Below are 23,533 nucleotides of genomic sequence, written 5' to 3'. Positions count from 1 at the left end.
TCCTTCCCCTCAATCGCCCGTGTAGTTTGTGCCGCCGGCGCCCAGCCGGTTGCCATCCTGATACAGAGCCTCCGGCCCAATGGCCCGAGGCTTCTTCAACTTTTCGATCTGCCGTGTCGCTGCCTGCAGCCTCATGCTGAGCTGGGTCACCAGTTCATCCAGGGCCAGGGCCTCGCCGGTTGCAGCCGCTACCCAGCCCGAGGCGTTGCAGTGGTCACATGGCAGTTCGTGAAACAGGCCCTGAGTGACCGCTCTCCCACGGCACAAAGGGCACTTGTCCAGCTCGATCACGGCCTTCTTGAAGGCTGGACCGTGGCTTTTCTTCATTCACCACCTACCAGCCAGTCGGCTGCCATGTCTATGTCGTAGGGGAACGTACGGCTGTCCACCTCGAAGCGACCGCCGCCAAGCATGGTCACGCTGAGGCGCCGGTGATCGTCGTAGTTCTGGATGCAGACCATGAACACTTTCGAGCGGTCGAAGGCTGGCGCATCAGGCCTGAACGCCTGCACAGACCAGGAAAGTGCAAGGGCGCCCTGCTCTGAAATACTCATTTCGAATCCTCGCTAGTAACAAATTCGTCAATACCGCTTGGAGCCCCGTCAGCCGTGGGCTGCACGCGAATCTGTGAAACTTCAAATAAGGCCTCGGTAAGGCCGTGAATGGCCGAAAAACCGATGCTGTCTAACCAGCCGTGCCACTTCTCCAGGGCTGCCCGGCGCTGCTGCATGGCCTGGGTGTGGATATAGGTGCTGGCGATCTTGCCCAGTGAGTGGTTCAGCAGCATCTCGCCGATATGCCCGTCGATACCGAGGTCGGTCCAGGTGGTGCGGGAGACTTTGCGCAGGTCGTGACTGGTCCACTGCCCCTGCCCCAGCCGGGTGAACACGGCGCTGGCCTGGGTCTCGCTCAGCGGCTGCCCCCGACGATTCGGGAACAGGTAGGCGCCCTCGTAGCCCTGAGCCTGCTGGATGGCCCGGTACCGGCTCAGCAGCGCCTTCAGCTGGGCAGTCAGCGGCAAGCGGTGCTCGGTGCGGGTCTTGGCGTTTGCTGCGGGGATGAACCACTCGGCAGCAGCCAGTGAAACATCGTTCCAGCGCGCCAAGCGGGTCTCACCGATCCTGCTGCCGTGGGCCAGCATCATCAGGGCCAGCATGGCGTCACCGGGCGCCTGCTCGAAGGCTTGGGCCAACTGCTGCATCAGCTCGGGCAGTTGGACGTCGCGCAGCCGCGCTGCCTTGGGCAGGATCTTGGCCTTGGTGAAGTCGCTAAAGCGCATCCCGGCCATCGGATTGCGGTCGATCAGGCCCAGCTTCAGGGCCTGGCGAAATGCGGTCAGCAGCAGCGCGAACATCTGGCGCAGGTATGACAGCGACACCACGGCCTGGCTCGGCCACATCAGCTGCTTATCCAGGCTATCGGCAGTCACATCGACTACGGCCAGGTCATCCAGCCGCGGCTTCAGGTGCTGGGCGATGGCCGAGCGGGCACTGGCCTTGCGCTTGGCTGACAGTGACCGATCACGAGCCATGCGATCGCCGTACCAGTCGAGCAGTTGACCTACAGTGGCAATGCCCGAGGCTATAGGCGCGGTGGCCGGGTCGCGCATCAGGCGCTGACGCAGCGTAGGCAGCTCGGCCAGTACCGCTGCAACGCTGAGGTCGGGCCAGCGAGCAATAGGCGCCCAGTGCTTGCCGCGCACCAGGTGCCAAGTACCACGGTCACGGCTGCTCCAGAAGCGCAGGCGCAGGCCGGGGTGGCGCGCGTCGCGCAGGTCGCGTACCGACATGTCGGCGGCCTGACGGCGCACCTCGGCCTCGCTGAACTTCACTTCCCGGGTCGCGCTCATGCAGCCACCCGGGTCTGCGGCTGCAACAGGTAGGCCCTGATCGCATCAACGGCATCGATCCGGCCGCGACACACGATGGCCAGGTAACCCTGATCGGTCAGCGCCTGAATGCAGGCGTCCTGGCTGGCCGAAACCGGCGCATCGAACGGCGGCATGGCCTTGAACTCGATGTACAGCCCGAAGTGCCCACCCCGCGCCATCGGCAGCACCAGGTCAGGAATGCCAGCCTTCACGCCCTGGGCCTTCAGCTTGGCGGCGACCGCTTTCACCCGGTGCCCGCCGTTCGGCACGTGGTAGATCAGCTTGAATGCGGCCGGAAAGCGCAACTGCAGTTCGCGCATCAGGGCGGCCTGTTCTTGACCTTCACGGTCCACGGGTTTGGCGCGCGGCTTGCTGGGCGCGGTCTTGGCGGGAAACAGGCGAGCAGTCCTCATGAGAGGTCGTCCTTGTGCAGATCGATGACGGTGAAGGTGCTTGGCCACATGCGCAGGCCGTGCAGCCTCGCCGACTGCTCGTCGCGATACAGGCCCACGGGCGAGTGTGGCTCAGTGGTGAGGTCGAGCAGATGCCCGCAGGCATAGAGCGCCCAGCGGTACTCTGCGAGGTCAGGTGCGGCCAGCATTGGATCGGCCATCAGAAGCGATCCTTGTTTGCATAGCGGCTTGCAAGGCTGGTGACTTTTTCAGGTTGAGCCTTCGGCTCGGGCACCCAGCCGGCGGCCAGGTTTTCGAACCGGTTGTACTGCCCGAGGAAGGCGGTTCGAACCGTGCCGGTCTCCACGTCTCGGCCCTTGCCGATGATGATTTCGGCGATCCCTTTGGAGTCAGTATTTTCGTTGTAGACCTCGTCGCGGTACACGAAGAGGATCACATCGGCATCCTGCTCGATCGCACCTGACTCGCGCAGGTCGGATGGGATCGGGCGCTTGTTCGGGCGCTCCTCGCACTTGCGCGAGAGCTGACTGAGCAGCACGACCGGAATACCCAGCTCCTTGGCCAGCAGCTTGCAGCCACGGCTGATGCTGCTGACTTCCTCGGTGCGGTTACCACCCTCGCCTTCAGTGAGCTGCAGGTAGTCGATCATCAACAGATCGAGGCCGTAACGCAGCTTGTGGCGTCGGGCCAGGGCACGGATACGCCCGATGCTGGTACCGGCGCGGTCAGCGATGTACAGCGGCGCAGTGTGAAGCGCTGTGGCAGCTACCGAGAGCTGCGCGCCGTGGCTCTGGCAAGCTGCTCCGTTTTTGATCAGGGTGAGCGGAATTCGCCCTTCTGATGCGGTCAGCCGGTCAATCAGCTGGACCTTGTTCATTTCCAGGCTGATGACCAAGGACGATTTCTTCTGGCGGATCGCGGCTTCAGCAATGAAGCCCATGGCCAAGGTGGTTTTGCCCATCGCGGGGCGGCCGGCGACAATGTACAAATTATCCGGCTGCAGGCCACCCAGCTTGTCGTCCAGGTCCTTCAGGCCGATAGAGATGCCAATCAGCGATTCACCGCGAGCGAGGCGGTCATGCCGCTCTTGCCACACCTCGACCTGGTCGGCGATGACATCGCCAGCCTTGACGATGCCGTCATCCCCGGCGCTGCTATCGATGGCCATGGCCGCGGCCTGGATGGCTGCGATCTTCGCCTGCACGTCGCCAGTATCCTGAGCGATCTCCATGGCCTGCCCGCCAAGGTCATACAGGGCGCGCTCGATGGCCCGCTCTCGCACGATCCCCGCGTAGGTCTTGGCGTTTGCGGCGCTCGGCGTGTTGTTGACGATTTCCGCGCAGTAGCCGAGGGGTGTGCCCTCAAACGACCAGACGCCCAGCTGGTCGGCCACCGTCAGGAAGTCCACGGCCTTGCCATCAGATCGCGTTGCCATGATCGCGCGGAACACATCGGCGTTCTCGGCGAAGTAGAACGACTCAGGGGTCAGGTCATCGCTCAAGGTGTCGATCAGTTCGGGGCGGATCATCATCGCGCCCAGCAGGCCGTGCTCGGCCTCGACGCTGTGCAGGTCACGCATTGTAATTTCCTTCCACGACTTTCACGAAGTTGGTTGGCGCAATGAGCCAGTCGAAGTTGCACCTGAATGGAGACCCACCAGCTGCGGACACCTCGCCCATCAGGAATTTGCTTGAGCGCACCAAGGCGAAATACTCCGCCCAGAAGCTGAGATCCTGGTGCACGTCGCTCTCGTTCCACCGTGCCCCGATCTTCGCGATCCGATCCTTGGTCAGCATCACGACCCGGGGAAACTCTGGAATCGTCAAGTTGAACAGGTCGACGATTGCCTGAGCCGGGCACTTCGGCTTCGAGATCTTCCGTGGCAACCCGTCGTCACCAAGGGATGACGGTTCACTTGATGGTTCTATTACGGTTCTGGGTGCAGCTGCTGCGGGGGTTTCTGTTGTGAGCTGCGGGGGTGGTGGTGCGGCTGCTGCGGGGTGCGGCTCTTGCGGGGGTGCATATGCTGCCGGGGTCAGGGTGTACATTGTCGATCGCCCCATCCGCTCACGGATGGACAGCAGTCCGACCTGGCACAGCCACTTGATAGCAGTTTGAACCGTCCTTTCCGCAAGGCAGGTTCGTTCCGCGATTCGTGCAACGGAAGGCCAGCAAACACCTTCATCGTTTGCGTTGTCCGCAAGCGATATCAGTACAGCCTTTTGCGGCCCGCTCATGCCTTGTAGTGGCCAGCAAGCGCTCATGATGATGGTGCTCACGCTGCAGCCCTCGACAACTCGGCCTGACGCGACAGGTTCGGAGCAAAACCGAAAACTGACGCGATAGGACTGGTATTGCTTACATCGATTGCTATGTGCATAATCGACCCCGTTATGATGTTGAAGAGACCGCCCTGCCAGGCGGTTTTTTTATGCCCGCTATTTGGACGGGTTGAAACTTTCAGAAACTCGCGACATTCCTGAGTTGATCGCAGCCCCCATGGTCATGGAGACCTCATGCATGAAGCTTGATAGAGAGTTGCAGCGCCGCGTGTTGACGCTCATGGCGAGCAAATATCCTCACAGCCTTTCGGAAGAGGACTACGATGACCTCGTCGAGACCTGTGGCGAGGAAGCTCTGGACTCCAACCTTTACTACTTGATGGAGCACGGGCTCATCGACCAGGGGGTCTCTCTGCCCATCAATGGTCCAGTCCTGATCAACACCGACAAGCTTCGGTGCACGGCCAAGGGGATGGACTTCTTGGCGGACGACGGGGGCCTTGGGGCAATACTCGGGACGGTGACCATCAAGCTTCACGAGGAGACGCTCCGCCAGCTGATTGAGGCGAAGGTCCAGGCGTCTGACCTTCCTCCGGATAAGAAAAGCGGGATCCTGAAGGCCCTTCGAGAAGCTCCCGGCGACACCACAAAACAGCTGATAACGAAACTAGTGGACCTGGGCATGGAGAACGTGCCGAAAGCAGTTCCGCTAATTCAAACGTTGCTACTGGGTGGCCAACCCTGAACTCATCGGCGCTACGGACGCGAGCAAGCCTTGCGTAACCAATCAACGTCCCCTGCCCCCACAGCTCGATGAATGCTTCTTCCAGGCCATCCTCGGCCTGGAGGAAAAGCTCGGTCGACAGCGCTGACTTGCGGCCAGCAAGCGCCAGCATCGTGCAAGGCTTCATTCGGCATTCCCTCTACTGGTTAAATTCACAGGTGTTTTGGTCATCTACTGGCGGTGTGCCAGTGGGTGGATAATTGACTCAGTTGACCCTGTCATGGCTGTGCAACGGCCGCGCTCGTCGCGCGCCATACGGGTACTGCTCCTTGCGATTGAAATGGGTTAAGCGGCGGATTTAGTGGGGTCGGTGCTACGCAGATATGCCCAGTCGATATCCGGGCGCATTTCTTCGCAGGTAACCGCGCGCGAGGATTCGCGCTCGATGCTGATGGCCAGTGCTGCACCTGGGCGTCGATAGCCATATGCAACCTGTTTCAACTGGCCCGCTGTGGTTCCGCACCTGGCAGCGAAACTGTCCAGCTCTTGCTTGTCGAACGGCTTGATGTAGTCGTGCAGGGTCATAATGCGCCTCCTATTGCCGCCAGATTAGCAACTGCTAATACGGCAAGCAATAGCAGACTGTAATTTACTGATTGCTAACAGGGCGCGATTATTGGCAAATGGATATAAACCAACAGAGAGTGAATGCCCTGAAAGCCGTGATGGCCGGGGCATCTCAGAAAGACTTCGCCAATCAGCACGGGCTTGATGCCTCGTATCTGTCGCAGATCCTCAATGGGCACAGAAACCTCGGTGAAAAAGCTGCGGCGAATTTGGAAGAGAAGATTGGTCTGCCTTCCGGCAGTCTGGTCAACCCTGCTGCGCTTGAAAAAAGCACTTCACCCAACGCTGGGCTGTCAGCTATCGAACAGTTGAAGCTCTCTCTCGCCAAGGTGAAGGGGTTTTCCAGCGAGGCGCGAGATCGGATAGTCGCAGCGGCCGAAGAGCCAGAGTGTCAGCCGACCGACTACCTTCCTGCGAATCTGGCCAGCCTTCGTCCAACGAATGAAGAGATCCTGATCCCTCAGTACGACATTCGCGCTGCAATGGGTGACGGCCAGCTCCCGCCTGAATACAACGAGGCCGTGCGCAACCTGGTTGTGCGAGAGGAGCTCTTGCGCGAGAAAGGTGTTACCTACACCTCTGCAGCATCTCTGGCGATGATCACCGGATGGGGTCAGAGCATGGAAGGAACGATCAACGACAAGGACTTGGTCATCGTCGACAAGGGTGTGAAGGACTTCATTGGCGAGGGTATTTACGTAATGACCTGGCATCAGGATCTGTACATAAAGCGGATGATGCGCCTAGACGAAGAGCACTATCGTCTGATCTCCGACAACCAGCACTACGAGAACCAGACGGCGCGGATCGATGACGTGACCATTCACGCGAAAGTGCTACTCATCTGGAACGCCAGGAAAGCCTAGTCATGCCCCTAACCAGGCCCAACCAAGAGCTACGCCGCGATCTCCAGGGCCTGGCATCTGACTTGAAATGGTCGGCGGTCGAGCTGATGCGCATTGCCGAGCGACTGAGCCAGGCCGGAAACGAGCATGACGCCCAGGCAGTGATCAGGATCTGCCAGGTGATGCAGGCTGGGGAGGACAAGTTGTGTTGGGTATGGAGTTGAGATGAGGGCGGGAAGGATTTCTCGATGCGACGCATGATTGCTTCGAGGCATGCACATAAATGGGTGAAGGCGCTGCGGCTGAGGTCATCCAATGGAAAATGATGAGAAGGGATCGAGATGACTGAGTTTGTGCTGCTGGTAGAGCATTCCGTAAAGTACACGAATAAGCAGCCGCTAGCGGTCCAGGACGTAATAGACTCACTATCAGCTTTGGAAAAGGTGTCTGTTCACTTTCTTCCTGAGGCGTTGTCCCAGCTCACTGGCGCCGGCGTGATGTCAGCAGAACTGCTGATTGAGGGCTTCCAGCATGGCTCGTTCATCGAAGACACGCTCATAAAGCTACTCTTCAAAAGCCAAGAAGAAATGGACAAATTCTTGGACAAGGTTCGAGAAGGAGGAAAGAATGCCTACCGAAATCTTCCTGGCAACGGAAGCCCAGTCTTGAAAGGCGCAGTAGCGGTCACTTGCGTGATCGGCGCCTTGGTGGCTGCGGGCGCCGGCTGGGCCATCATCAACAAAGCTCCCCCATCGCCATCTCCATTGTCCCTCAATATCACCGACAGCAACTTCGTAATTATCGGGGCGGAGTCTTATGCAATGTCCCCTGAGAAATTCGCCGAGGTCATCGAAAAAGTTGGCTCTACGGACAAGAAAAAACTAGCCCAGGCGGCGGTGAAAATTATTGCGCCCGCGAAAAAAGAGGAAGGCGCCACCGTCGTAATGAGCCAAGACGATAGCCTTTCGATCCCAGCGGAAACCGTCAATAACACGCCGGATGCCGTTGAATTCGAGCCTTTCGAAATTGACGAGCCCCATCCAGACGCTGATGTAGAAATCAGAGCCACGGATCTCGACTCCTCCAGCAAAGGCTGGGCTGCGATAATACGCGGACTTGTAGATCGACGAGTGAGGCTGGTCCTGGAGGACGGTGTAGACCCTCAAAGCTTGGCCGGAAAATTCAAAGTTCGCGCCGACGTGGTCGTCAAATTCCGGATGTCCGCGAAGACTAAAAAAATGGAACCGGTCTCTATTACAGTTCAGCGAATGATCGAAGACTGACTCCATCCATGCAGCCTCTAACCCGCCTCGGCGGACTCTTTCATGCCTTCACGAAATTTTTACCCCGGCGCAGGCATGTCTAGTGTTCATCCGTGAAACACTCAGCCCGCCCTCCCTCAGGCGGGCTTTTTTATGCCTGCGTGATGGCTGATGGCTGATGGCCAGAGTGGTAGGATGGCGACTGTCCTCAAGGAGAGAGCCATGCGCTATACGATCACCGCCTTCATGCTGTCTGCGTCTTTGCTCGCAGGTTGCGCCCCAATCCAGCCCTCATCATCGCAGTACGCCGCCGCTCCAGCGAAGAAGGCGCCGCACGTTTTTAAGCCTATTGAGTTCAAGCACGACGACAAGCTCCCCGAGGCTACCAACTTTGCTCGTCAGCTCGACATTCCTATCTTCCAATGCGCCCTGGATGCGGAGACTGGAAGCTACGCCGTGCGCTACAGGAATCCACAAGGGATCGCCGAGTACAGTCAGTCACTGCTCGACTGCAACAAGCACGCGAGATCTGAGGGGGACGCAGCAATTGCCAGACTGAGGGCCGCAAAGGTCAGCGCAAAACAGGCCGATCTGGCGAAGGACCTGTATGCCAAGTGGTCGGCGTACCTTTCGACTATGAGCCCCTATAGTCGAACAGACCTCCGTGCCAAGGCGGAATACGCCGCAGCCAAGGAGGCATTGGCCACCGAGATCAAGTTCTCTCAGTAGGTAAAGCCAGGAACAGGAGCCCGCCTTGTGCGGGCTTTTTGCTGCCTGACTTACAAAGAGGTCGGGTCGATACCGATCAGCCTGAGCGAATCAGCCAGGGATTGATCAATCAGCGTCTCGCCTGTTGTGGATGCGGCCTGGTTGATCCCGACAGTCCGATACTTGAGGGTTTGCCCTAAAAGCATCTGCTTGAGGATCTTTCGGGCCTTGTCGCCGCCCGTAACGGTATATGGGCTCATCACTTGAGCCATATTCGTCATCGCCTGTGCCTGAGCGCTTTTGACAAGCGCAGCCTGCTCTGGCGGGAGGTTCAAGGCAACCTGCGGAATTTCGGGAACCATGCTTACTGGCGTCTCCTGCGGGGTGATCGTCCACGCCTCATTCTGGTCGACCCTGAGCTGTACAGTTCCAACCGGGATCTTGAAGCGTCCGCCCGACATCAGGCCGACGTAAATTTCTCCCCCTTCCTTTCGCACCACCGGGTAAAACTTCAGCGAGCTTGTGACGATCGAGCTCCCAGCAGTGAAGTTTCCGGTGGTCACCATCATGGTCGTCTTGTCGGTGAACTCGTCCGTGGACCCTGTGGCTTTCCATACCGATCCAGACGCGCAGCCGCCAAGGGCAAAGGCTACTGCAGCTATTGCGATGATCCGCTTCATTCCCAGCTCCATTTTTTGAGTGCGCCGATTGTAACAGAGCGCCATCACCACCCTAGGCCCGCCGTTGAGCGGGCTTTTTTGTGGGCCATTAGAACGGCGCTGGCTCTTCAACGGCCAAAAATTCGTCGATCACCTCTACTCTGAGGTCTTCGTCAGATGGCGCCTCCCACCTCAATGTCACCGACTCGTCCTCGTCGTTGATCGTCATTTCGATCCCGTCAGTTTCCGAAAGCACGGTCATTACCTCGTCCCACTCTCGATCGCCGTCTGTATCCAGCCGGTGAATCGTTACCCAGCGCTGATCTTGAGCAACTGGGTGATTGATCATGCTCGACACCCTTAGGTTGAGCCTTTCAACTCCCGACATTGGCGTGCGTTCTTGCTGCTTCTGTTTTTGTGGGCGAGCCATCGTTCACTCCTTGATTGCTGTATGCATGTACAGTATTGGCGAAAAGAATACCCAGAATTAGCAGAATGTAAAACCCCTGATGCGCGAGATGTTTAGCCCCTGGCTTGGGCCGGGCGGAGTACGTGCGAAAAATTCATTTAGCATTTGCTATTGACGATAAATTTAGCTGTTGCTAATTTATGTTCATCGAGGCGCTACACAGCCCCTCGGGAGGCCATCAAGCCTCACCGCTCTTTACACAATCCGACGTGACCCCTCGACGTACCGGCAGCCGCCGGTGGCAACCAAGCTAAACCGTCGACCACGCAGCCTCTGGATAGCTGCCGGACTCCCCTCATGGGAGGACGCCAAACCATGCAAGCCAGCCGGGAAGAACACCGAACACGAAATGTGTGACCCGGCCAGGTGGGGATAGCCGCGGTGACGCGCATGGTGCGGACAACAGATTTCACTGGCTGGCCTTGGCGACAGGGCCAGACGGGAAATTAACCGCCCTGGAGGGCAAATAGATGAGCCAGTTTGCAAAGCTCTTCGAGTTCACCGACATAGGCCAGGTGCTGGTCAAGCTTGACGATGGCGATGATGGACCCGAGGTGCGGACCTACTTTGTACCTGACGGGCTGGGCGTCTGCTCCATCGCAATGACCTTCAAGCCTGATTAGCAGGAGGGTGAATGGCTAAAGGCTGAAAAAGCGTTTGCCATGGTTGACCGCGAAAAGGCTCGAATCTTGGTTGATGAGGTATTGACGAAGATTCCAGCCGGCCTTTCTAACTGATTCCCTGACAGCCGCAAAGGCGGCCCGATGCTCTACTCCCCAGCACCAGGCTGCATTGGTCGTGACGCTCGCCCTCCCCTAGTCCGGGAGGTTCATGGCGGCGAGCGTTACGACCAATGCAGCCCACCCTTACGGAAGTTAATTGCATGACCAAGTCATTCAAGCAAATGATCAAGGATGGCGATGTGCGCCGCGCAGACGCCATGCGGGTGAAGCTGGAAGACCTCAACGAGGAACCCGGCTTCAACCTGCGCATTGAGGGTGAAGCCCTCGAAGCAAGCATTGAGCTGCTGGCCGAGTTCATCGCCAACGGCGGCCAGATCCCGCCCCTTGAAGTGCGGCCGCGGGCTGATGGCGGGGTCTGGATCGTAGATGGTCACCGCCGCCGACGGGCCATGCTCAAGCTAGACCAAGCTGGACGGCTGCCGCGGACGCCCAACAAGGACAACCCCGAAATCCTCGAAGCCTGGGTGCCTGTGATTGCGTTCGAAGGCAGTGATGCCGACCGCGTTGCTCGGATCATTTCCAGCCAGGAGAACGAGAAGCTCTCGCCTCTTGAGCTGGCCGAGGGCTACAAGCGGTTGCGCGCCTTCGGGTGGTTGCCCGACCAGATCGCCAAGAAAGTCGGCAAGACGCGACAGCACGTTGAGCAGGTGCTCACCGTAGGCAACGCGAACACAGACGTGCAGAACCTAGTTGCTGCTGGCCATGTATCGGCCACGACAGCCGCACAGGTGGTTCGAGAGCACGGCGACGGTGCCGGCAAGGTGCTGGGGGCCGAGCTGGAGAAAGCCCAGGCCAGCGGCAAGAAGAAGGTCACGGCGGGGACGATGAAGGGCCCAGCAATACCGAAACCTCGACTCGAAGCCGTGCATATCGCTTCTCGCAATTTGATTGCGTCGCTTGATGCCATCGACGAAGACAGCAAATCCCTCACCCTATCGACCGCGCTTGTCCTTGAGCTGCGCAAAGCCCTGGAAGGCGCCCTACCGAGATAAATCATGGACACGATCACCTGCGGCTCATGGACCGGCCGGCTCGGACAGGGCCTGGCTCCGCGAGAGCTGGAAGCACTATTGGCTGTTGCCCAGGGCATGACCGCCAAAGAGATTGCCCACGTCATGAACATCTCGCCCGGCACCGTCGCCAATCGCATCGAAAACGCCATGTTCAAGCTTGGCGTACACCGCCGCGCCGCCCTGGTCGCCGAGGCCATGAAGCGCCAGATCATCAGCCCCATGTGCTTTGTGCTCGTCGCCCTGGTCGCCATGCACTCACTTGCTGCCGGTGGCGGTGACCCGATGCGTCGCGACCGCCGGGCCCCTGAACGACGCATTGCCCAGGTTCGCGTGCTGCGTCGCGCCGAGAGCGTGGAACTGCACTCATAGGTGGCCACTGCCTTCCCAGTGGCGTGCAACGGAGGATGCCGCCATGTAACCGCCAGCCCTTGCCGGACCGCCATACGCGGCTTCGGTAGCTCACGTGAGGTGGTACTTACTGAGCCAGCCCGGTACGCCGGGCTTTTTCTTGCCCGTCCCTTGGAGATCCCCATGCACCCATCCATGCAGCAGCGCGTCGACGGCCTGGCCGCGATGCGCGCACGAACCACCCTGCCGCCGGCCAACCTGCACGTCATCCTCGGCCTGGCCGCACCGGCCCAGTCTGTGCGGTACCAGGTTGTCGCCAAGGGCAAGGCCTACCACATCATCGAGCGCGCCACAGGCAAGACCCGGGTGTTCTGCTTCAACTACAAGGTCGCGGTCAACACCGCCCAGGCGCTGGAAGCTGCCGCCGACCGTAAGTTGGTGGGCAGGCCGGCAACGTGACTACTGTCACCCTTTGCTGTGCTCTGGCGAAGTTGGTCCGGTCCCTGGCTTGATTCCCCTTGGCCCAAACAGCGCCCAGATGATCAATCCCACAACCGGGAAGATCACGATGCCGAGAAACCACATGACCTTAACGCCATCAGTTTTGTCACTGCGAAACACACTGACGATGGCCCATAGGTCGACAAGGATGACGATCACCGCAACGGCGATCCAGAAATAGATAGCGAGGTTGGACATGACTGCTGCTCCCTGTGGGTTGATACAGGGTTAGGCGAGCGGGTCAGCAGGTGGGTTCAATATTTCGATGGGCTGGACTGAAGAAGACCTCGACGCCACCTGGCTCCCCAAGCGGCGCCGGATAGTTTTCAGCCCTGTTGAATGGCTGCGTCAATACTGCGTTTCGAAGCAGCTTTCGCCCTTTCAATTTCGTCGATAACACTCTGAACGTGCGCTTCAGGAATATTAGCGAACTCGACACCGCCAATAATGCCGCCAATGGCGCGATTGCACAGAAAATCAATGTTACAGCCAAGTAATTCTGATGATGCGATCACTGCTATAAGCGCCTGTTCGAGCTGCAGCTCGCGATCAGTTGGCATGCTCATGAGTCTCCGAAAAGTTGATGGAACTCTAAATTTAGTCTGCTTCAGATTAGGTTTCAACTTGCACAAATGTCTCATGCGCTAACTACATGAGACCCAGCAGAAGGAATTGAAGATGGCCGAGAAGAAGACGGGGGCAGCGAAGCACTCGGCGGATTACCGCGACAGAAAGAAGGCCGAGGCCGAACGCCTGGGTATCGAGACGCTGCCTGTGGAGTCGGCAGCCGGGACGCGCGCGGAGATGGCCAATGCCATGAAAGCTCACGGCTACACCCAGCTGCAGGAGCTGCTGCAGGACCTGCACCGGGCGTTCATTGCTGTTGACCATCGAGAGCAAGCGCGCCGCCTGAAAAAGCCTGACGCGCCAGCTTTTAAGATATCGCCAAAACTAGCGCGCAAGTTTGCGGCAGCCACTCGGGCCGAACTGAAGCGCAACCCCGGCGACGAACTCGAAGCACCGAAGACCCTCCCGCACGGCGAGCAACAATGCCGCGACGTGCAACTCGACATACTGAACTGAACCAACCACACGACCGCATCCAGCCATGGAGGGCGGCGCCTGCCCCGGAGAAACCCTATGCTCATTCGCCACGCTGTGATCCACCAGATCGACAAGAAGCCCGACGGCAGCCCTGCTGTACTGCACCTGGCCCGCCAGAGCCTGCCGGACACGCAGGCCATCGAGAACCTGCTGGCTGACGTGAACGACACCTACAACGCCAAGACGGGAAAGGCCTGGGGCCTCTTTCATGCGCAGTCGGGCGCATACCCGCTCAGCGGCTGGCTGAGCAAGTTCATCGAAGGTGAGCTGGGTTTCATGGACTTCACATGCACCGCGACCGAGCACCTGGTCAAGCTGATGGAAGAGTCGAACCTGAGCGTCGGCGGTCACGTGCTGTTCGCGCTGTATCAGCAGGGCATGACGGACTACTTGACGGTCGCCATCCTGCAGCAGGTCGAGACGGTTGCCGTTGCTCAAGACCTTACTGTTGCCACCTCGCGCCAGCTCGACTCTCGCACCCTGCACTTCGCCGCCCGCATCAACCTGAGCGAGTGGAAGAACAACCCGGTGTCGAGGCAGTACATTTCCTTCATCAAGCCCAAGGGCGGCCGTAAATCGACCGCATACTTCCAAGACTTCATTGGCTGTCAGGAGGGTGTCGACAGCCCAGGCGAAACGCGCACCCTGCTCAAGGCGTTCAGCGACTACGTCGAGCGCGAGGATCTGCCAGCCGACACCGCTCGTGAGAAGAGCCACGAACTGGTCACCTACGTGACAGCTCAAACCAAGACCGGCGAGCCGATCAGCCTGACTGAGCTATCCGAGGTGCTCGACGAAGATCAGCCGACTACTTTCGCCGAGTTCATCAAAGCCGGCGACTACGGCCTGACGGAAAGCTTCGCTGCGGACAAGCGCACACTGAACCAGTTCAGGCGCTACACCGGCCGAGCCGAGGGTTTGTCGATCAGCTTCGAGTCTCACCTGCTCGGCTCCAAGATCGAGTTCGACCAAGACGACGGCAGCCTGACTATCCGCAACCTGCCAACACAGCTGACTGATCAACTGAAGCGCCGCGCGGCCTGACCGTTCGGCGCTGCCCGCACGATGAGCTGCCAGATTATTACAGACCCTCGGAGCGGCGCTGTTCATCCATCTGGTGGATCAGTCGCCATATTTCCATGTTCTCGTCGTGAAGTTTTTTCAGGCGCTTCTGATTCAGCTGTCCCTTCCCCATCAGCTTGAACAGCTCGGCATGGTAGTGAACGAAAAGCACAACGGGAGGCAAAGGCCCTCCCTTGCCAGACTTCGCCGCCAAGTCGAAAAGGTGATCCCGATCCTTTGTGGCCGACTCCATCACCATCTTGGTCATCTCTCTTTTGTGTTGGTGCCGACTCTGAATCCATATTCCGGCAAACGAGCTCACCGAGCCCACCAACGCCCCAATCAAACCGACGGCCCAGGCCTCCATAAATCACTCCTTCTCGATGGAGATCCCATTTTGCCATCGGAGATACACCAGCAGGAGATAACCATGAGCACATTCGCAGTCTTCGGCATGACCGCCGACGTAGCGCTGGCTGAGGCCAGGAAGATCACCAAGACGACCAGGCCAAGCGGGAAAGCCGGCGCCCCCCCCCCCCCCTGGAGCTGACCCTTGCTGAGTGGAATGAGGCAGTTGAACAGCAGGCAGCCAAGATCATGGCCAGCGAGAAGGTCAAGCAGCTGAGCCATCTGTTCGATGCCCCGCAGTACGCCCAGCAGTTCATCGAGCTGGCCAGGAAGTCAGGCCAGTGCCGAGATCTGCGCATCAGAGCGAAATGCGAACTCACCGACTCCAAAGGCAAGCCGGTGATCAACCCCAAGACCAAGCTGCCGAGGATCGGCTGGACCGAATACCGCCACGCAACCTCCAGCGCCGCTTAACCCAGGACAAAAACCCATGACCACAGCAATCGACCTGTTCGCCGGCCTCGGCGGATGGAGTACCGGCGCGCGCGCCGCAGGCGTCCAGGTGCTCTGGGCAGCAAACCACTGGCCGGTGGCCGTTGAATGGCACAGCGCCAACCACCCCGACACTCAGCACGTCTGCCAGGACCTGCACCAGGCGCGCTGGGAGCAAGTACCGGCGCATGACATCCTGCTGGCTTCGCCATGCTGCCAGGGCCACGCCAAGGCCCGTGGCAAGAAGTCGGGCAACCCTGAGCATGACGCATCGCGCTCGACGGCCTGGGCGCCGGTATCGGCACTGGAGTTCCACCGGCCGCAGGCGGCAGTGATTGAGAACGTGCCGGAGTTCACCGACTGGGTGCTCTACCCGGCCTGGCTACAGGCTGTTCAAGCGCTGGGCTATCAGGCGGCACCGCATATCGTCGACTGCGCCGACCTGGGCGTGCCACAGCACCGCGTGCGCCTGTTCATGGTGCTTACCCGCAGCAGGGCGCCGCTGATGCTTCAGCTACCGCAGGAGCGCCATGTGCCGGCGAGCAGCTTTCTCGACTTCGATGCCGGGCGCTGGTCGCAGATCGAGAAGCCAGGTAGGGCCCAGGCCACCCTCGACCGTGTGCGCAATGGCCGAGCCCGGTTCGGCGACAGGTTCATCATGCCCTACTACGGCAAAGGCTCCGGCACCACCGGCCGGGACATCAACCGGCCGATCGGCACCATTACCACAGTGGATCGCTGGGCTCTGGTCGATGGCGGCCGCATGCGGATGCTCAGCGCTGACGAGGGCCTGGCCGCCATGTCGTTCCCGGCCGGCACTCTGCGCCCGGACAACCACCGGCTGACCATGCATATGGCCGGCAACGCGGTACCGCCTTTGGCTGGGCAGCGCGTCATTGAGGCTCTGATAAAAGCCGCCTGAACTTCTGGAACTGCTCGCCAATGTCTTCCCCTCTCAAATGATTAGGGAAGTCTCCAATAACCAGCGCTGACCTACACTCCAACTAACCCTCTTTTTGCGAGCTTTCCTTTAATCAAAATATTTGTCTGAAGCATACCCGCCAACTTATCCAAGCTATTTGTTTTGGCAAAATCGCTACTTGCAAACAACATGTTATTTTGTGAAAGACTCTTTAACTCTTTACCTACAGATCCGCCGACATACAACCAAAAATCAATACCCAGTATTGAGAATGAATGATGCGTAACTCCATTTTTCCTGAGGTAACTTGGCAGGCGTATCATGGAGCGATACGTGGAATTCGTATTCAAGTGCACAAAAATCCGCGCTTCTTTTAAAGCTCCATCACCGAGCAGAAAACGTCGAACCTCTGTTTCATATTTTTCACCAAGGGCTCCTCCATAGGAGTTTTTCTGCCCGCCCCAATCCCAAACATGCGCCCTCCAAAAAACACTCACCGCGAAGTAAAAAAGGCATTCAAGTATTTGACTATCAAGTGTCTCGTGCCCGTACACAGAGAATTCGTTACCAGCATATATAACATTCTCTTGTGCAAGTTTTTCGAGCAGCGGAAATCCGCGCCGTGTTGACCAAAGCTTTCCTAGTATTCTCTCTCCATTTCTCGAGAAACGGTCTTCGCACTCCTTGCAAAGTAAGTACTGGGTAATCTGCTTATCCGTTTGAAAAGCTGTCTTGTCACTTCCATCTATGATTACCGGTGAATCTCCATTCCCGCCGACCGCGCCCCGCACATGTTTGTATGCAGCAGCTGGAATTAGATGGCTATTTATCAAATCCGCCTTATCTCTGCAAAGCGCACAAACCCCCATACCCCCTCCAAATCCTTTGATAGCTGGCGAACTATAGCCGCGAGGTATCCCCATGCCCACAGAAAACCGATCCAGCAACACCGAACAGATGGTCAGCGTGCCACGCGAATGGGTTGAAAACTACGCCGGCCTGCTAGAGGAGCGCTGCGCTTGTGAGGCGTCCGAAAGGGTTCAGGCCTTTCTCGCCCAGCCAGCCGCCCAGCACCAGGGCGAGCTGGAGCGCCTGCGCGCTGCGTTGAAGTTCTACGCCGACCGCGAGCACTACCACTTCGAAAGCGGCAACTGGGACACGGTGAGCGGCGAGCCCCTGAACATCCTGTGGTGCGGCGACGATCCGGACTTCATTGAAGACGGATCTGTTGCCCGCGCCGCCCTGGAGCGCAAGTCATAGCAGGAGAACATTTGTACTCCACCCGACGAACCGCCATCGACGGCTGAGCGAAGCGGGAACAAAATACTGTTTATTTGAACAGTATTCTCTATGCACTTCCTCATCGTTCCAATGCGTGTGCGCGGCGTGCCACGCAGCCAGAAAGAGATCCGCGCCTTTAACCCGATACGTGGTGACGTGCACCTGCGCCTGGATGAGTTCGCGCCGCTTGGCCGGGCTTCGAACTCGGCGTCGCTACTGAACGTGCACCCCGGAAAACCCGACCTGCCGCCGCTGTATGAAGCCGTGATGACTGGAATGTCTACGCTGGGCGCGACGTTCACCGGAATCGAGATCATCGACGGTGTCGCCTACGCCCAGTCTTGGTGGGTTCGCATCCCTTGATGTTTCAGGCCTGTTTAGAGACTACTTGGGATAAGTGCTCAGGCTCCGCTGCAATGCGGCGAGCTCGGCCTACGCCCCATGCCAGGGCGCGTGTCATTGATTCTTGCGGGCGAGAATCATAGGCCTCTTCAATAATAGCCATGCCACTTGCGGCATACACGCCGATAAACATTTGTGTAGAGCCAGTCCTCGAAAGCCTCACTTGAACATCAATGGTGGTACCGCCATGAAGAGTTTCGTCGTGGGTTCGTGTGTGCAATTGAGGGTCTGCCCATGCCCAAAATTGCTCTCCTCTATTCCTCATAAAGCCTCCTGCTCGCAATTAGCGGAACTATTAGCGTAATAAAGTTGACGGTCTGTACCGCTCTCTGTTCCCCATTTTTAGGATCTAAAAGATAACTGGTCTTTAAACCTATACAGATTCGATACAAATAAATCATATGTATAACTTTTGTATAACCGCTACAAATCAGCGAGGACGAAGTCATGCCTACAGAAAAGCAATTGATCCAGCCGGCCCCCGTCACGCGCGACGAAAACGGGTGGTGGTGCCACCCTGGCATCCCTGGCTTTGGCGGAACGGAAGACCCGGCCCCCTTCAAGGCCTGGGCGGCTGAGCAAGGCCTGGAGCTGAAGACCTGGGATATGGATTCAGACCTGGTTGAGCATCCGTACTTCGACGGCGCCAGCCACTGCAACGGCTGGGAGCCTGAATCGCCCGGCCCTGAGTGGTTCCTGATGGGAATCTTCGACACGGAAGACGGCCCGCATGTGCAATGGGCGCGCCGCGAGGTAAAGCCATGAAGGCGCGGATCGAGAAGAAACTGAGCAAGCGCTTGCTGGAAATAGCCCCATCGCAGTTTCACGGCGCGTGGATCGATAAGGGCGAGCCGACTGAGTTGGCCTACGAGCAGGGGACGCGGGTCAGCCACATCTGGAGCGTGGGTGGCGGGGTGGACTACTGGGGTGAAGGTTGCGACGCCTATACCGTCTGGGAGATCTGGAAGATGAACTGGTGCTGGCATGGTCCTTTCGAGGCTTACCCCCAGGGACATCGCCATGAAGGCTACCCCAACACAGAGGGATTTCGGCCTACAACGATCAACCTGCTGAAGCTCGCGGCCAGCTGCGAGCGAATCAGCAAGGAGGCAGCATGACCCGCCTTGCCCTCTGCCTCCTGCTTCTGGCCACAGGCGCCAGCGCAACCGAGAACGTCATCGACGTCGAGCACGACAGCCAGCGCGGCGTCACCTGCTACATCCTCAATCACGTAGGCATCAGCTGCATCCCCGACAGCCAGCTGCAGGCCGGCAACGAGCGCCAGCTCTCCCCGCACGAACAAGACACCACCCCTACCCCAGCCCAGGCGCCAGCGCGCTGGAACAAAGAGAGGTATTCGCTGTGAGCAAACCAGATTGGAAGGATGCGCCGCAATGGGCGGAATGGTTGGCCAGGGACAGCTTCGGCGAGTGGTATTGGTTCCAAGCGTTTCCTGACTGCCGACGAGTTCTGTGGCTCGCGGGCTATGACACCCAGCACACCTTGGCTGGGAAAAGCGCCCCTGGTGGCGACTGGAAGGATTCTCTGGAGAAGCGACCATGAGCGACTTGATCGAAGTGAAGGCAGCCGACCTAGAGGGTGAGGCGCTGGCCTGGGCTGTCGCCAAGGCAGAAGGGCTGGATGTGCATGTGGACAAGCCGCACTACGGCACGCTGGCCAGGGTGTTCGTCAACTACCGCGGCGAGGCAATCGAGCGGTGCGAGCGGTACAACCCGCAAGAGAGCTGGGCGCTTGGCGGCAGACTCATCCAGCAGTGCCGGGTGAATCTGCACACACCTCAAACCAGCGACGATTGCTGGGCGGCTTGGGTGACCATTCGCGACAAGGACTTTTGCCAGGGTGGTTGGCAGCCACTGGTGGCAGTCTGCCGATCCATCGTGACCGCCAAGCTCGGCGATACCGTTCAGGTACCCAAGGAATTGCGGATGCATCGAAATGGACAGTAAGCGTTGGAAATAAGGCCTAAAGGTGATGGATAACATCACTCAAGAAATTGACCTTGATATCAAAGGAAATGCAACAGCCTGATGGCGTTTTGTGAGATCGGTCACTCCTGACTTTCTACCCCACGGTCCTTGGAGGCATCCAAGCTACTTACCTGGTCGACAGAGAAAATCAGAGTATCTGCATACGTGAGCCAATCGAGGAACGCTTGTTGCTGTAGCAACAAAGCCTCCTCCCAAAGAGGTCCGCCGACTCGGCCATAGGCGACTTGATTCATGATTGAAGATGTCAGCATGTCGAGCTCTCTAAGGAGCTGGTAGGCATGGTATCTCTGGTCACCATTAGACATTTCTTGATTTCCTCAAAGCGCAAATGTGGCCCCAACATACAGAAACGATAGCAATACGCCATAGACAACGAAGCATCCAGTTTTTCTCCCTCACCCCCTCATCAATACAACTAAAACCCGACTATATGCGCGGGCATGGAGAGCTATTGCTATGAACAACGAGGCTGAGAGCGGCGACTTCGACAAGGTCACCGAGCAGCGCATGGCCGAACTACTCGGCTGCACGAAGCGATCCCTCGAAGGCCGGCGCCTGCGCTCGGTTTTCCCCGAAGGCGTCTGGATGAAGATCCACGGCCGCATCATGTACAGCAAAAGAAGGTACGACGAATGGCTCGAAAGCCAATGGATTTGCCCCGTGGGGTCGAAGTCTTCCGCAACTCCCTCCGGATTCGTTTCACATGGGGCGGTATCCGTCGATGTGAAACGCTCCCCTACCCCCCGACACAAAAAGGCATCCAGGCTGCATCCCAGCTTCGCGATCAGGTAGTCAGCTTTAACAGGCTTGGGCTGCTTGACCAGGACAAGTACGCCGAGCTGTTTCCGGGGTCGCAGACCGTCGCCGGTAGCAAGCCGTCGTTTGGCGAGTACGCCCAGCTCTGGCTCGATAGCCGCGAAATCACATCCGGTACCCGCCAGAACTACAAAAGCGCGCTCAACCTCTATTGGATGCCGGCGCTGGCCCTCACCCAGGTGGACCTAATTTCGACGACAACCATTCGACGCATCATCACCAGCACCGAATGGCACTCGCCAGGTGTGAAGCGCAACGCGCTGATCAGGCTTTCGACGATCCTCGGCGCGGCGCTCAAAGAGGGGCTTATAACGAAGAACCCTGCCTCTGCAGTCGAGCTGCCGAAACGATCACGAAAGGAAATCGACCCCTTCACCCTGGACGAGGCAAACCAGATAGTCGAGAAGCTGTACCAGCACGCTCACTGGCCCAGCCAAATTTATGCGGCGTTCTTTGAGTTCGTGTTTTTCACCGGCGTGCGCCTGTCCGAAGGACTGGCGATGCGATGGGATGCGGTTGATCTGGATAAGAAGGTAGCCCATGTGCGACGCACAGTCGCATTGGGCGAGGTGGTAGAGCGCACCAAGACCGGCAAAGACCGGTTTGTACTGCTCAACGAGAGGGCCTTGCGCGCGCTCGAGTTCGCAAAGAACTACGCCGAGCGCCGCAGGAATGGAAAGGGACGGGTCACCGAAACACCGTTCGTGTTCCCGCCGTCGAAGAGCGCAGAGTTCGTTCAGCAGACCTCGGACCTGCATCACCAGTGGCGGCCGGTGCTGAAGGACCTAGGAATTCGTTATCGGCCGCCATACAACTGCCGTCACACCTATGCGACAATATGCTTAATGTCCGGCCTCAACCCCGCATTCATCTCCCAACAGCTTGGCCACAGCGTTCAGATGCTGCTGTCAACTTATGCGCGTTGGATTAACTCAAGCTCCGACTGGAGCGAGCTGGAAAAGCTGCAAATTGGTATCAAATCGGTATCAGCTGCATTGCCAGCGACGTAAGCTATTGATAGGTAAGCCCTTTGATCTCCACCGCTAACATCACCATGCAGTTTGGCGCCAAGCCCTTGTTCGAGAACGTCTCGGTCAAGTTCAACAATGGCAACCGCTACGGCCTGATCGGCGCCAACGGCTGTGGCAAGTCGACCTTCATGAAAATCCTCGGCGGCGACCTGGAGCCGTCGGCCGGCCAGGTGATGCTCGAGCCGAACGTGCGCCTGGGCAAGCTGCGCCAGGACCAGTTCGCCTACGAAGAATTCACCGTGATCGATACCGTGATCATGGGCCACGAGGAACTGTGGCGGGTCAAGGCCGAGCGCGATCGCATCTACTCGCTGCCGGAAATGACCGAAGACGACGGCATGGCCGTCGCCGAGCTGGAAACCGAATTCGCCGAGATGGACGGCTACACCGCCGAATCCCGCGCCGGTGAACTGCTGCTGGGCCTGGGTATCCCCCTCGAACAGCATTTCGGCCCCATGACCGAAGTCGCCCCAGGCTGGAAACTGCGTGTGCTGCTGGCCCAGGCACTGTTCTCCGACCCTGAAGTGCTGCTGCTCGACGAGCCGACCAACCACCTGGACATCAACACCATCCGCTGGCTGGAAAGCATCCTCACGGCGCGTAACAGCACCATGATCATCATTTCCCACGACCGTCACTTCCTCAACAGCGTGTGCACCCACATGGCTGACCTGGACTACGGCGAGCTGCGTCTGTTCCCGGGCAACTACGACGAGTACATGACCGCCGCCACCCAGTCGCGCGAGCAACTGCTGTCGGACAACGCCAAGAAGAAGGCCCAGATCGCCGAGCTGCAGACCTTCGTCAGCCGCTTCTCGGCCAACGCCTCCAAGGCCAAGCAGGCCACCTCGCGTGCCAAGCAGATCGACAAGATCCAGCTGGCCGAGGTCAAGCCATCGAGCCGCGTCAGCCCGTTCATCCGCTTCGAGCAGACCAAGAAACTGCACCGCCAGGCCGTGACCATCGAGAAGATGTCCAAGGGCTTCGACGGCAAGACCCTGTTCAAGAACTTCAGCTTCACCGTCGAAGCCGGCGAGCGCGTGGCGATCATCGGCCCCAACGGTATCGGCAAGACCACCCTGCTGCGCACCCTGGTCGGCGAGCTGACCCCGGATGCCGGCGAGGTGAAATGGACCGAAAGCGCTGAAGTGGGCTACTACGCCCAGGACCACGCCCACGATTTCGAAGAGGACCTGAGCCTGTTCGACTGGATGGGCCAGTGGACGCAGGGCGAGCAGATCATCCGCGGCACCCTGGGGCGCATGCTGTTCTCCAACGACGAGATCCTCAAGTCGGTGAAGGTGATCTCCGGTGGCGAGCAAGGCCGCATGCTGTTCGGCAAGCTGATTCTGCAAAAGCCCAACGTACTGGTGATGGACGAACCGACCAACCACCTGGACATGGAATCGATCGAGGCGCTCAACCTGGCGCTGGAAAACTACCCCGGCACGCTGCTGTTCGTCAGCCACGACCGTGAGTTCGTGTCCTCGCTGGCAACCCGCATCATCGAGCTGAGCCCCAGCGGCGTGATCGACTTCAGCGGTACCTATGACGACTACCTGCGCAGCCAGGGTGTGTTGATCTAAACGTCGTTCACAAGCT

At 58.7% G+C, this 23,533-nt stretch carries 36 protein-coding genes and 1 pseudogene; 21 read left to right on the top strand and 16 right to left on the bottom strand.

Going from position 1 to position 23,533, the window contains the following annotated elements; translation table 11 throughout:
- Nucleotides 1-9 precede the first annotated feature (9 nt).
- Genes ACPRTJ_RS23350 through ACPRTJ_RS23320 form a run of 7 tightly spaced genes read right to left on the bottom strand, consistent with a single transcriptional unit; the run spans nt 10 to nt 4,562 of the window.
- Nucleotides 10-327: a hypothetical protein gene (locus ACPRTJ_RS23350; protein WP_275726649.1), complete on the bottom strand. Its 318-nt coding sequence runs from the start codon at nt 325-327 to the stop codon at nt 10-12.
- Nucleotides 324-554, bottom strand: a complete 231-nt coding sequence (locus tag ACPRTJ_RS23345; protein ID WP_275726651.1) for a hypothetical protein — start codon at nt 552-554, stop codon at nt 324-326. The genes ACPRTJ_RS23350 and ACPRTJ_RS23345 overlap by 4 nt, the downstream gene beginning before the upstream one ends.
- Nucleotides 551-1,849 (bottom strand): site-specific integrase, encoded by a 1,299-nt coding sequence (locus ACPRTJ_RS23340; protein ID WP_350489044.1) that lies wholly within the window; start codon nt 1,847-1,849, stop codon nt 551-553. The genes ACPRTJ_RS23345 and ACPRTJ_RS23340 overlap by 4 nt, the downstream gene beginning before the upstream one ends.
- On the bottom strand, nt 1,846-2,283 hold the full coding sequence (locus tag ACPRTJ_RS23335; protein WP_350489045.1) for a VRR-NUC domain-containing protein: 438 nt from the start codon (nt 2,281-2,283) through the stop codon (nt 1,846-1,848). Before ACPRTJ_RS23335 ends, ACPRTJ_RS23340 begins: the two co-directional genes overlap by 4 nt.
- The gene (locus ACPRTJ_RS23330) at nt 2,280-2,483 is read right to left on the bottom strand and encodes a hypothetical protein (RefSeq protein ID WP_350489046.1); all 204 of its coding nucleotides are present in this window, start codon (nt 2,481-2,483) and stop codon (nt 2,280-2,282) included. The genes ACPRTJ_RS23335 and ACPRTJ_RS23330 overlap by 4 nt, the downstream gene beginning before the upstream one ends.
- Complete coding sequence (dnaB, locus tag ACPRTJ_RS23325; RefSeq protein WP_426427359.1) at nt 2,483-3,862, bottom strand: replicative DNA helicase; 1,380 nt, start codon at nt 3,860-3,862, stop codon at nt 2,483-2,485. Before dnaB ends, ACPRTJ_RS23330 begins: the two co-directional genes overlap by 1 nt.
- On the bottom strand, nt 3,855-4,562 hold the full coding sequence (locus tag ACPRTJ_RS23320; protein WP_350489048.1) for a helix-turn-helix domain-containing protein: 708 nt from the start codon (nt 4,560-4,562) through the stop codon (nt 3,855-3,857). Before ACPRTJ_RS23320 ends, dnaB begins: the two co-directional genes overlap by 8 nt.
- A gap of 241 nt (nt 4,563-4,803) precedes the next feature.
- On the opposite strand from ACPRTJ_RS23320, the gene ACPRTJ_RS23315 reads away from it, so the two are divergent.
- A complete protein-coding gene (locus tag ACPRTJ_RS23315; RefSeq protein ID WP_338794373.1) occupies nt 4,804-5,310 on the top strand; it encodes a hypothetical protein in 507 nt (168 codons plus the stop codon).
- Between the two features lie 324 nt (nt 5,311-5,634).
- On the opposite strand, the gene ACPRTJ_RS23310 is transcribed toward ACPRTJ_RS23315, so the two are convergent.
- Complete coding sequence (locus ACPRTJ_RS23310) at nt 5,635-5,874, bottom strand: transcriptional regulator (protein ID WP_338794374.1); 240 nt, start codon at nt 5,872-5,874, stop codon at nt 5,635-5,637.
- A 98-nt stretch (nt 5,875-5,972) separates the two neighbouring features.
- Here ACPRTJ_RS23310 and ACPRTJ_RS23305 point away from each other — a divergent pair, with 98 nt between their 5' ends.
- The 4 genes and pseudogenes from ACPRTJ_RS23305 to ACPRTJ_RS23290 all read left to right on the top strand — a co-directional run bounded on the left by ACPRTJ_RS23305 (nt 5,973) and on the right by ACPRTJ_RS23290 (nt 8,752).
- On the top strand, nt 5,973-6,782 hold the full coding sequence (locus ACPRTJ_RS23305; RefSeq protein WP_338794375.1) for a S24 family peptidase: 810 nt from the start codon (nt 5,973-5,975) through the stop codon (nt 6,780-6,782).
- A gap of 2 nt (nt 6,783-6,784) precedes the next feature.
- Nucleotides 6,785-7,022: pseudogene (locus ACPRTJ_RS23300) on the top strand (hypothetical protein).
- An 80-nt stretch (nt 7,023-7,102) separates the two neighbouring features.
- Entirely contained in the window at nt 7,103-8,044 is a 942-nt protein-coding gene (locus tag ACPRTJ_RS23295; RefSeq protein WP_426427358.1) for a hypothetical protein, read from the top strand.
- Nucleotides 8,045-8,245: 201 nt separating this feature from the next.
- The gene (locus ACPRTJ_RS23290) at nt 8,246-8,752 is read left to right on the top strand and encodes a hypothetical protein (protein ID WP_338794379.1); all 507 of its coding nucleotides are present in this window, start codon (nt 8,246-8,248) and stop codon (nt 8,750-8,752) included.
- Between the two features lie 50 nt (nt 8,753-8,802).
- Here the strand turns inward: ACPRTJ_RS23290 and ACPRTJ_RS23285 are convergent, their stop codons facing one another.
- Nucleotides 8,803-9,411: a hypothetical protein gene (locus ACPRTJ_RS23285; protein ID WP_338794380.1), complete on the bottom strand. Its 609-nt coding sequence runs from the start codon at nt 9,409-9,411 to the stop codon at nt 8,803-8,805.
- 88 nt (nt 9,412-9,499) lie between these two features.
- On the bottom strand, nt 9,500-9,820 hold the full coding sequence (locus ACPRTJ_RS23280) for a DUF1654 domain-containing protein (protein WP_338794381.1): 321 nt from the start codon (nt 9,818-9,820) through the stop codon (nt 9,500-9,502).
- 509 nt (nt 9,821-10,329) lie between these two features.
- Between ACPRTJ_RS23280 and ACPRTJ_RS23275 the strand changes: the two genes are divergently transcribed.
- From ACPRTJ_RS23275 to ACPRTJ_RS23260, 4 genes are all read left to right on the top strand, one after another.
- Nucleotides 10,330-10,482, top strand: coding sequence for a hypothetical protein (locus tag ACPRTJ_RS23275; protein WP_426427357.1), 153 nt, complete (start codon nt 10,330-10,332; stop codon nt 10,480-10,482).
- A gap of 260 nt (nt 10,483-10,742) precedes the next feature.
- The gene (locus tag ACPRTJ_RS23270) at nt 10,743-11,594 is read left to right on the top strand and encodes a ParB/RepB/Spo0J family partition protein (protein ID WP_426427356.1); all 852 of its coding nucleotides are present in this window, start codon (nt 10,743-10,745) and stop codon (nt 11,592-11,594) included.
- Nucleotides 11,595-11,597: 3 nt separating this feature from the next.
- Nucleotides 11,598-11,984 (top strand): response regulator transcription factor, encoded by a 387-nt coding sequence (locus ACPRTJ_RS23265; RefSeq protein WP_426427355.1) that lies wholly within the window; start codon nt 11,598-11,600, stop codon nt 11,982-11,984.
- A 162-nt stretch (nt 11,985-12,146) separates the two neighbouring features.
- Complete coding sequence (locus ACPRTJ_RS23260) at nt 12,147-12,422, top strand: hypothetical protein (RefSeq protein ID WP_426427354.1); 276 nt, start codon at nt 12,147-12,149, stop codon at nt 12,420-12,422.
- A 6-nt stretch (nt 12,423-12,428) separates the two neighbouring features.
- Here ACPRTJ_RS23260 and ACPRTJ_RS23255 read toward each other — a convergent pair whose 3' ends face one another.
- Both ACPRTJ_RS23255 and ACPRTJ_RS23250 read right to left on the bottom strand, forming a co-directional pair.
- Entirely contained in the window at nt 12,429-12,662 is a 234-nt protein-coding gene (locus ACPRTJ_RS23255) for a PLD nuclease N-terminal domain-containing protein (RefSeq protein ID WP_229589100.1), read from the bottom strand.
- Nucleotides 12,663-12,790: 128 nt separating this feature from the next.
- On the bottom strand, nt 12,791-13,024 hold the full coding sequence (locus ACPRTJ_RS23250; protein WP_275731667.1) for a hypothetical protein: 234 nt from the start codon (nt 13,022-13,024) through the stop codon (nt 12,791-12,793).
- 118 nt (nt 13,025-13,142) lie between these two features.
- Here ACPRTJ_RS23250 and ACPRTJ_RS23245 point away from each other — a divergent pair, with 118 nt between their 5' ends.
- Nucleotides 13,143-13,547 carry a hypothetical protein gene (locus tag ACPRTJ_RS23245; RefSeq protein WP_426427353.1) on the top strand — a complete coding sequence of 135 codons (405 nt, stop codon included), beginning with the start codon at nt 13,143-13,145 and terminating at the stop codon, nt 13,545-13,547.
- A 57-nt stretch (nt 13,548-13,604) separates the two neighbouring features.
- Nucleotides 13,605-14,612 carry a nucleoid-associated protein YejK gene (gene yejK / locus ACPRTJ_RS23240; protein WP_426427352.1) on the top strand — a complete coding sequence of 336 codons (1,008 nt, stop codon included), beginning with the start codon at nt 13,605-13,607 and terminating at the stop codon, nt 14,610-14,612.
- Between the two features lie 37 nt (nt 14,613-14,649).
- Here the strand turns inward: yejK and ACPRTJ_RS23235 are convergent, their stop codons facing one another.
- Nucleotides 14,650-14,997, bottom strand: coding sequence for a hypothetical protein (locus ACPRTJ_RS23235; protein ID WP_426427351.1), 348 nt, complete (start codon nt 14,995-14,997; stop codon nt 14,650-14,652).
- A 230-nt stretch (nt 14,998-15,227) separates the two neighbouring features.
- Between ACPRTJ_RS23235 and ACPRTJ_RS23230 the strand changes: the two genes are divergently transcribed.
- On the top strand, nt 15,228-15,452 hold the full coding sequence (locus tag ACPRTJ_RS23230; protein WP_426427350.1) for a hypothetical protein: 225 nt from the start codon (nt 15,228-15,230) through the stop codon (nt 15,450-15,452).
- Between the two features lie 16 nt (nt 15,453-15,468).
- Nucleotides 15,469-16,392 carry a DNA cytosine methyltransferase gene (locus ACPRTJ_RS23225; protein ID WP_426427349.1) on the top strand — a complete coding sequence of 308 codons (924 nt, stop codon included), beginning with the start codon at nt 15,469-15,471 and terminating at the stop codon, nt 16,390-16,392.
- A gap of 71 nt (nt 16,393-16,463) precedes the next feature.
- On the opposite strand, the gene ACPRTJ_RS23220 is transcribed toward ACPRTJ_RS23225, so the two are convergent.
- A complete protein-coding gene (locus tag ACPRTJ_RS23220; protein WP_426427348.1) occupies nt 16,464-17,321 on the bottom strand; it encodes a hypothetical protein in 858 nt (285 codons plus the stop codon).
- Between ACPRTJ_RS23220 and ACPRTJ_RS23215 the strand changes: the two genes are divergently transcribed.
- Both ACPRTJ_RS23215 and ACPRTJ_RS23210 read left to right on the top strand, forming a co-directional pair.
- Nucleotides 17,314-17,652, top strand: coding sequence for a hypothetical protein (locus tag ACPRTJ_RS23215; protein WP_426427347.1), 339 nt, complete (start codon nt 17,314-17,316; stop codon nt 17,650-17,652). The two genes, ACPRTJ_RS23220 and ACPRTJ_RS23215, sit on opposite strands and share 8 nt — an antisense overlap.
- Nucleotides 17,653-17,742: 90 nt before the next feature.
- Nucleotides 17,743-18,036, top strand: a complete 294-nt coding sequence (locus ACPRTJ_RS23210; protein WP_210015112.1) for a hypothetical protein — start codon at nt 17,743-17,745, stop codon at nt 18,034-18,036.
- 4 nt (nt 18,037-18,040) lie between these two features.
- On the opposite strand, the gene ACPRTJ_RS23205 is transcribed toward ACPRTJ_RS23210, so the two are convergent.
- Nucleotides 18,041-18,340 carry a hypothetical protein gene (locus tag ACPRTJ_RS23205; RefSeq protein ID WP_236066310.1) on the bottom strand — a complete coding sequence of 100 codons (300 nt, stop codon included), beginning with the start codon at nt 18,338-18,340 and terminating at the stop codon, nt 18,041-18,043.
- Nucleotides 18,341-18,522: 182 nt separating this feature from the next.
- Between ACPRTJ_RS23205 and ACPRTJ_RS23200 the strand changes: the two genes are divergently transcribed.
- From ACPRTJ_RS23200 to ACPRTJ_RS23185, 4 genes are all read left to right on the top strand, one after another.
- Nucleotides 18,523-18,840: a hypothetical protein gene (locus ACPRTJ_RS23200; RefSeq protein WP_210015111.1), complete on the top strand. Its 318-nt coding sequence runs from the start codon at nt 18,523-18,525 to the stop codon at nt 18,838-18,840.
- A complete protein-coding gene (locus ACPRTJ_RS23195; RefSeq protein WP_210015110.1) occupies nt 18,837-19,193 on the top strand; it encodes a hypothetical protein in 357 nt (118 codons plus the stop codon). The genes ACPRTJ_RS23200 and ACPRTJ_RS23195 overlap by 4 nt, the downstream gene beginning before the upstream one ends.
- A complete protein-coding gene (locus ACPRTJ_RS23190) occupies nt 19,190-19,441 on the top strand; it encodes a hypothetical protein (RefSeq protein ID WP_426427346.1) in 252 nt (83 codons plus the stop codon). Before ACPRTJ_RS23195 ends, ACPRTJ_RS23190 begins: the two co-directional genes overlap by 4 nt.
- Nucleotides 19,442-19,634: 193 nt before the next feature.
- Nucleotides 19,635-20,042: a phage protein NinX family protein gene (locus ACPRTJ_RS23185; protein WP_426427345.1), complete on the top strand. Its 408-nt coding sequence runs from the start codon at nt 19,635-19,637 to the stop codon at nt 20,040-20,042.
- A 101-nt stretch (nt 20,043-20,143) separates the two neighbouring features.
- On the opposite strand, the gene ACPRTJ_RS23180 is transcribed toward ACPRTJ_RS23185, so the two are convergent.
- Nucleotides 20,144-20,389, bottom strand: a complete 246-nt coding sequence (locus ACPRTJ_RS23180; protein WP_426427344.1) for a hypothetical protein — start codon at nt 20,387-20,389, stop codon at nt 20,144-20,146.
- A gap of 327 nt (nt 20,390-20,716) precedes the next feature.
- Here ACPRTJ_RS23180 and ACPRTJ_RS23175 point away from each other — a divergent pair, with 327 nt between their 5' ends.
- Both ACPRTJ_RS23175 and ACPRTJ_RS23170 read left to right on the top strand, forming a co-directional pair.
- Nucleotides 20,717-21,910, top strand: coding sequence for a tyrosine-type recombinase/integrase (locus tag ACPRTJ_RS23175; protein ID WP_426427343.1), 1,194 nt, complete (start codon nt 20,717-20,719; stop codon nt 21,908-21,910).
- A 20-nt stretch (nt 21,911-21,930) separates the two neighbouring features.
- Nucleotides 21,931-23,517 (top strand): ABC-F family ATPase, encoded by a 1,587-nt coding sequence (locus ACPRTJ_RS23170; RefSeq protein WP_043861471.1) that lies wholly within the window; start codon nt 21,931-21,933, stop codon nt 23,515-23,517.
- Nucleotides 23,518-23,533: the final 16 nt, after the last annotated feature.

The organism is Pseudomonas palmensis (assembly GCF_049942755.1).
In the GTDB taxonomy this organism is placed as follows: Bacteria; Pseudomonadota; Gammaproteobacteria; order Pseudomonadales; family Pseudomonadaceae; genus Aquipseudomonas; species Aquipseudomonas palmensis.
The sequence above is the reverse complement of the archived record's forward strand: the minus strand, read 5'-3'. Positions and strand labels throughout refer to the sequence as shown.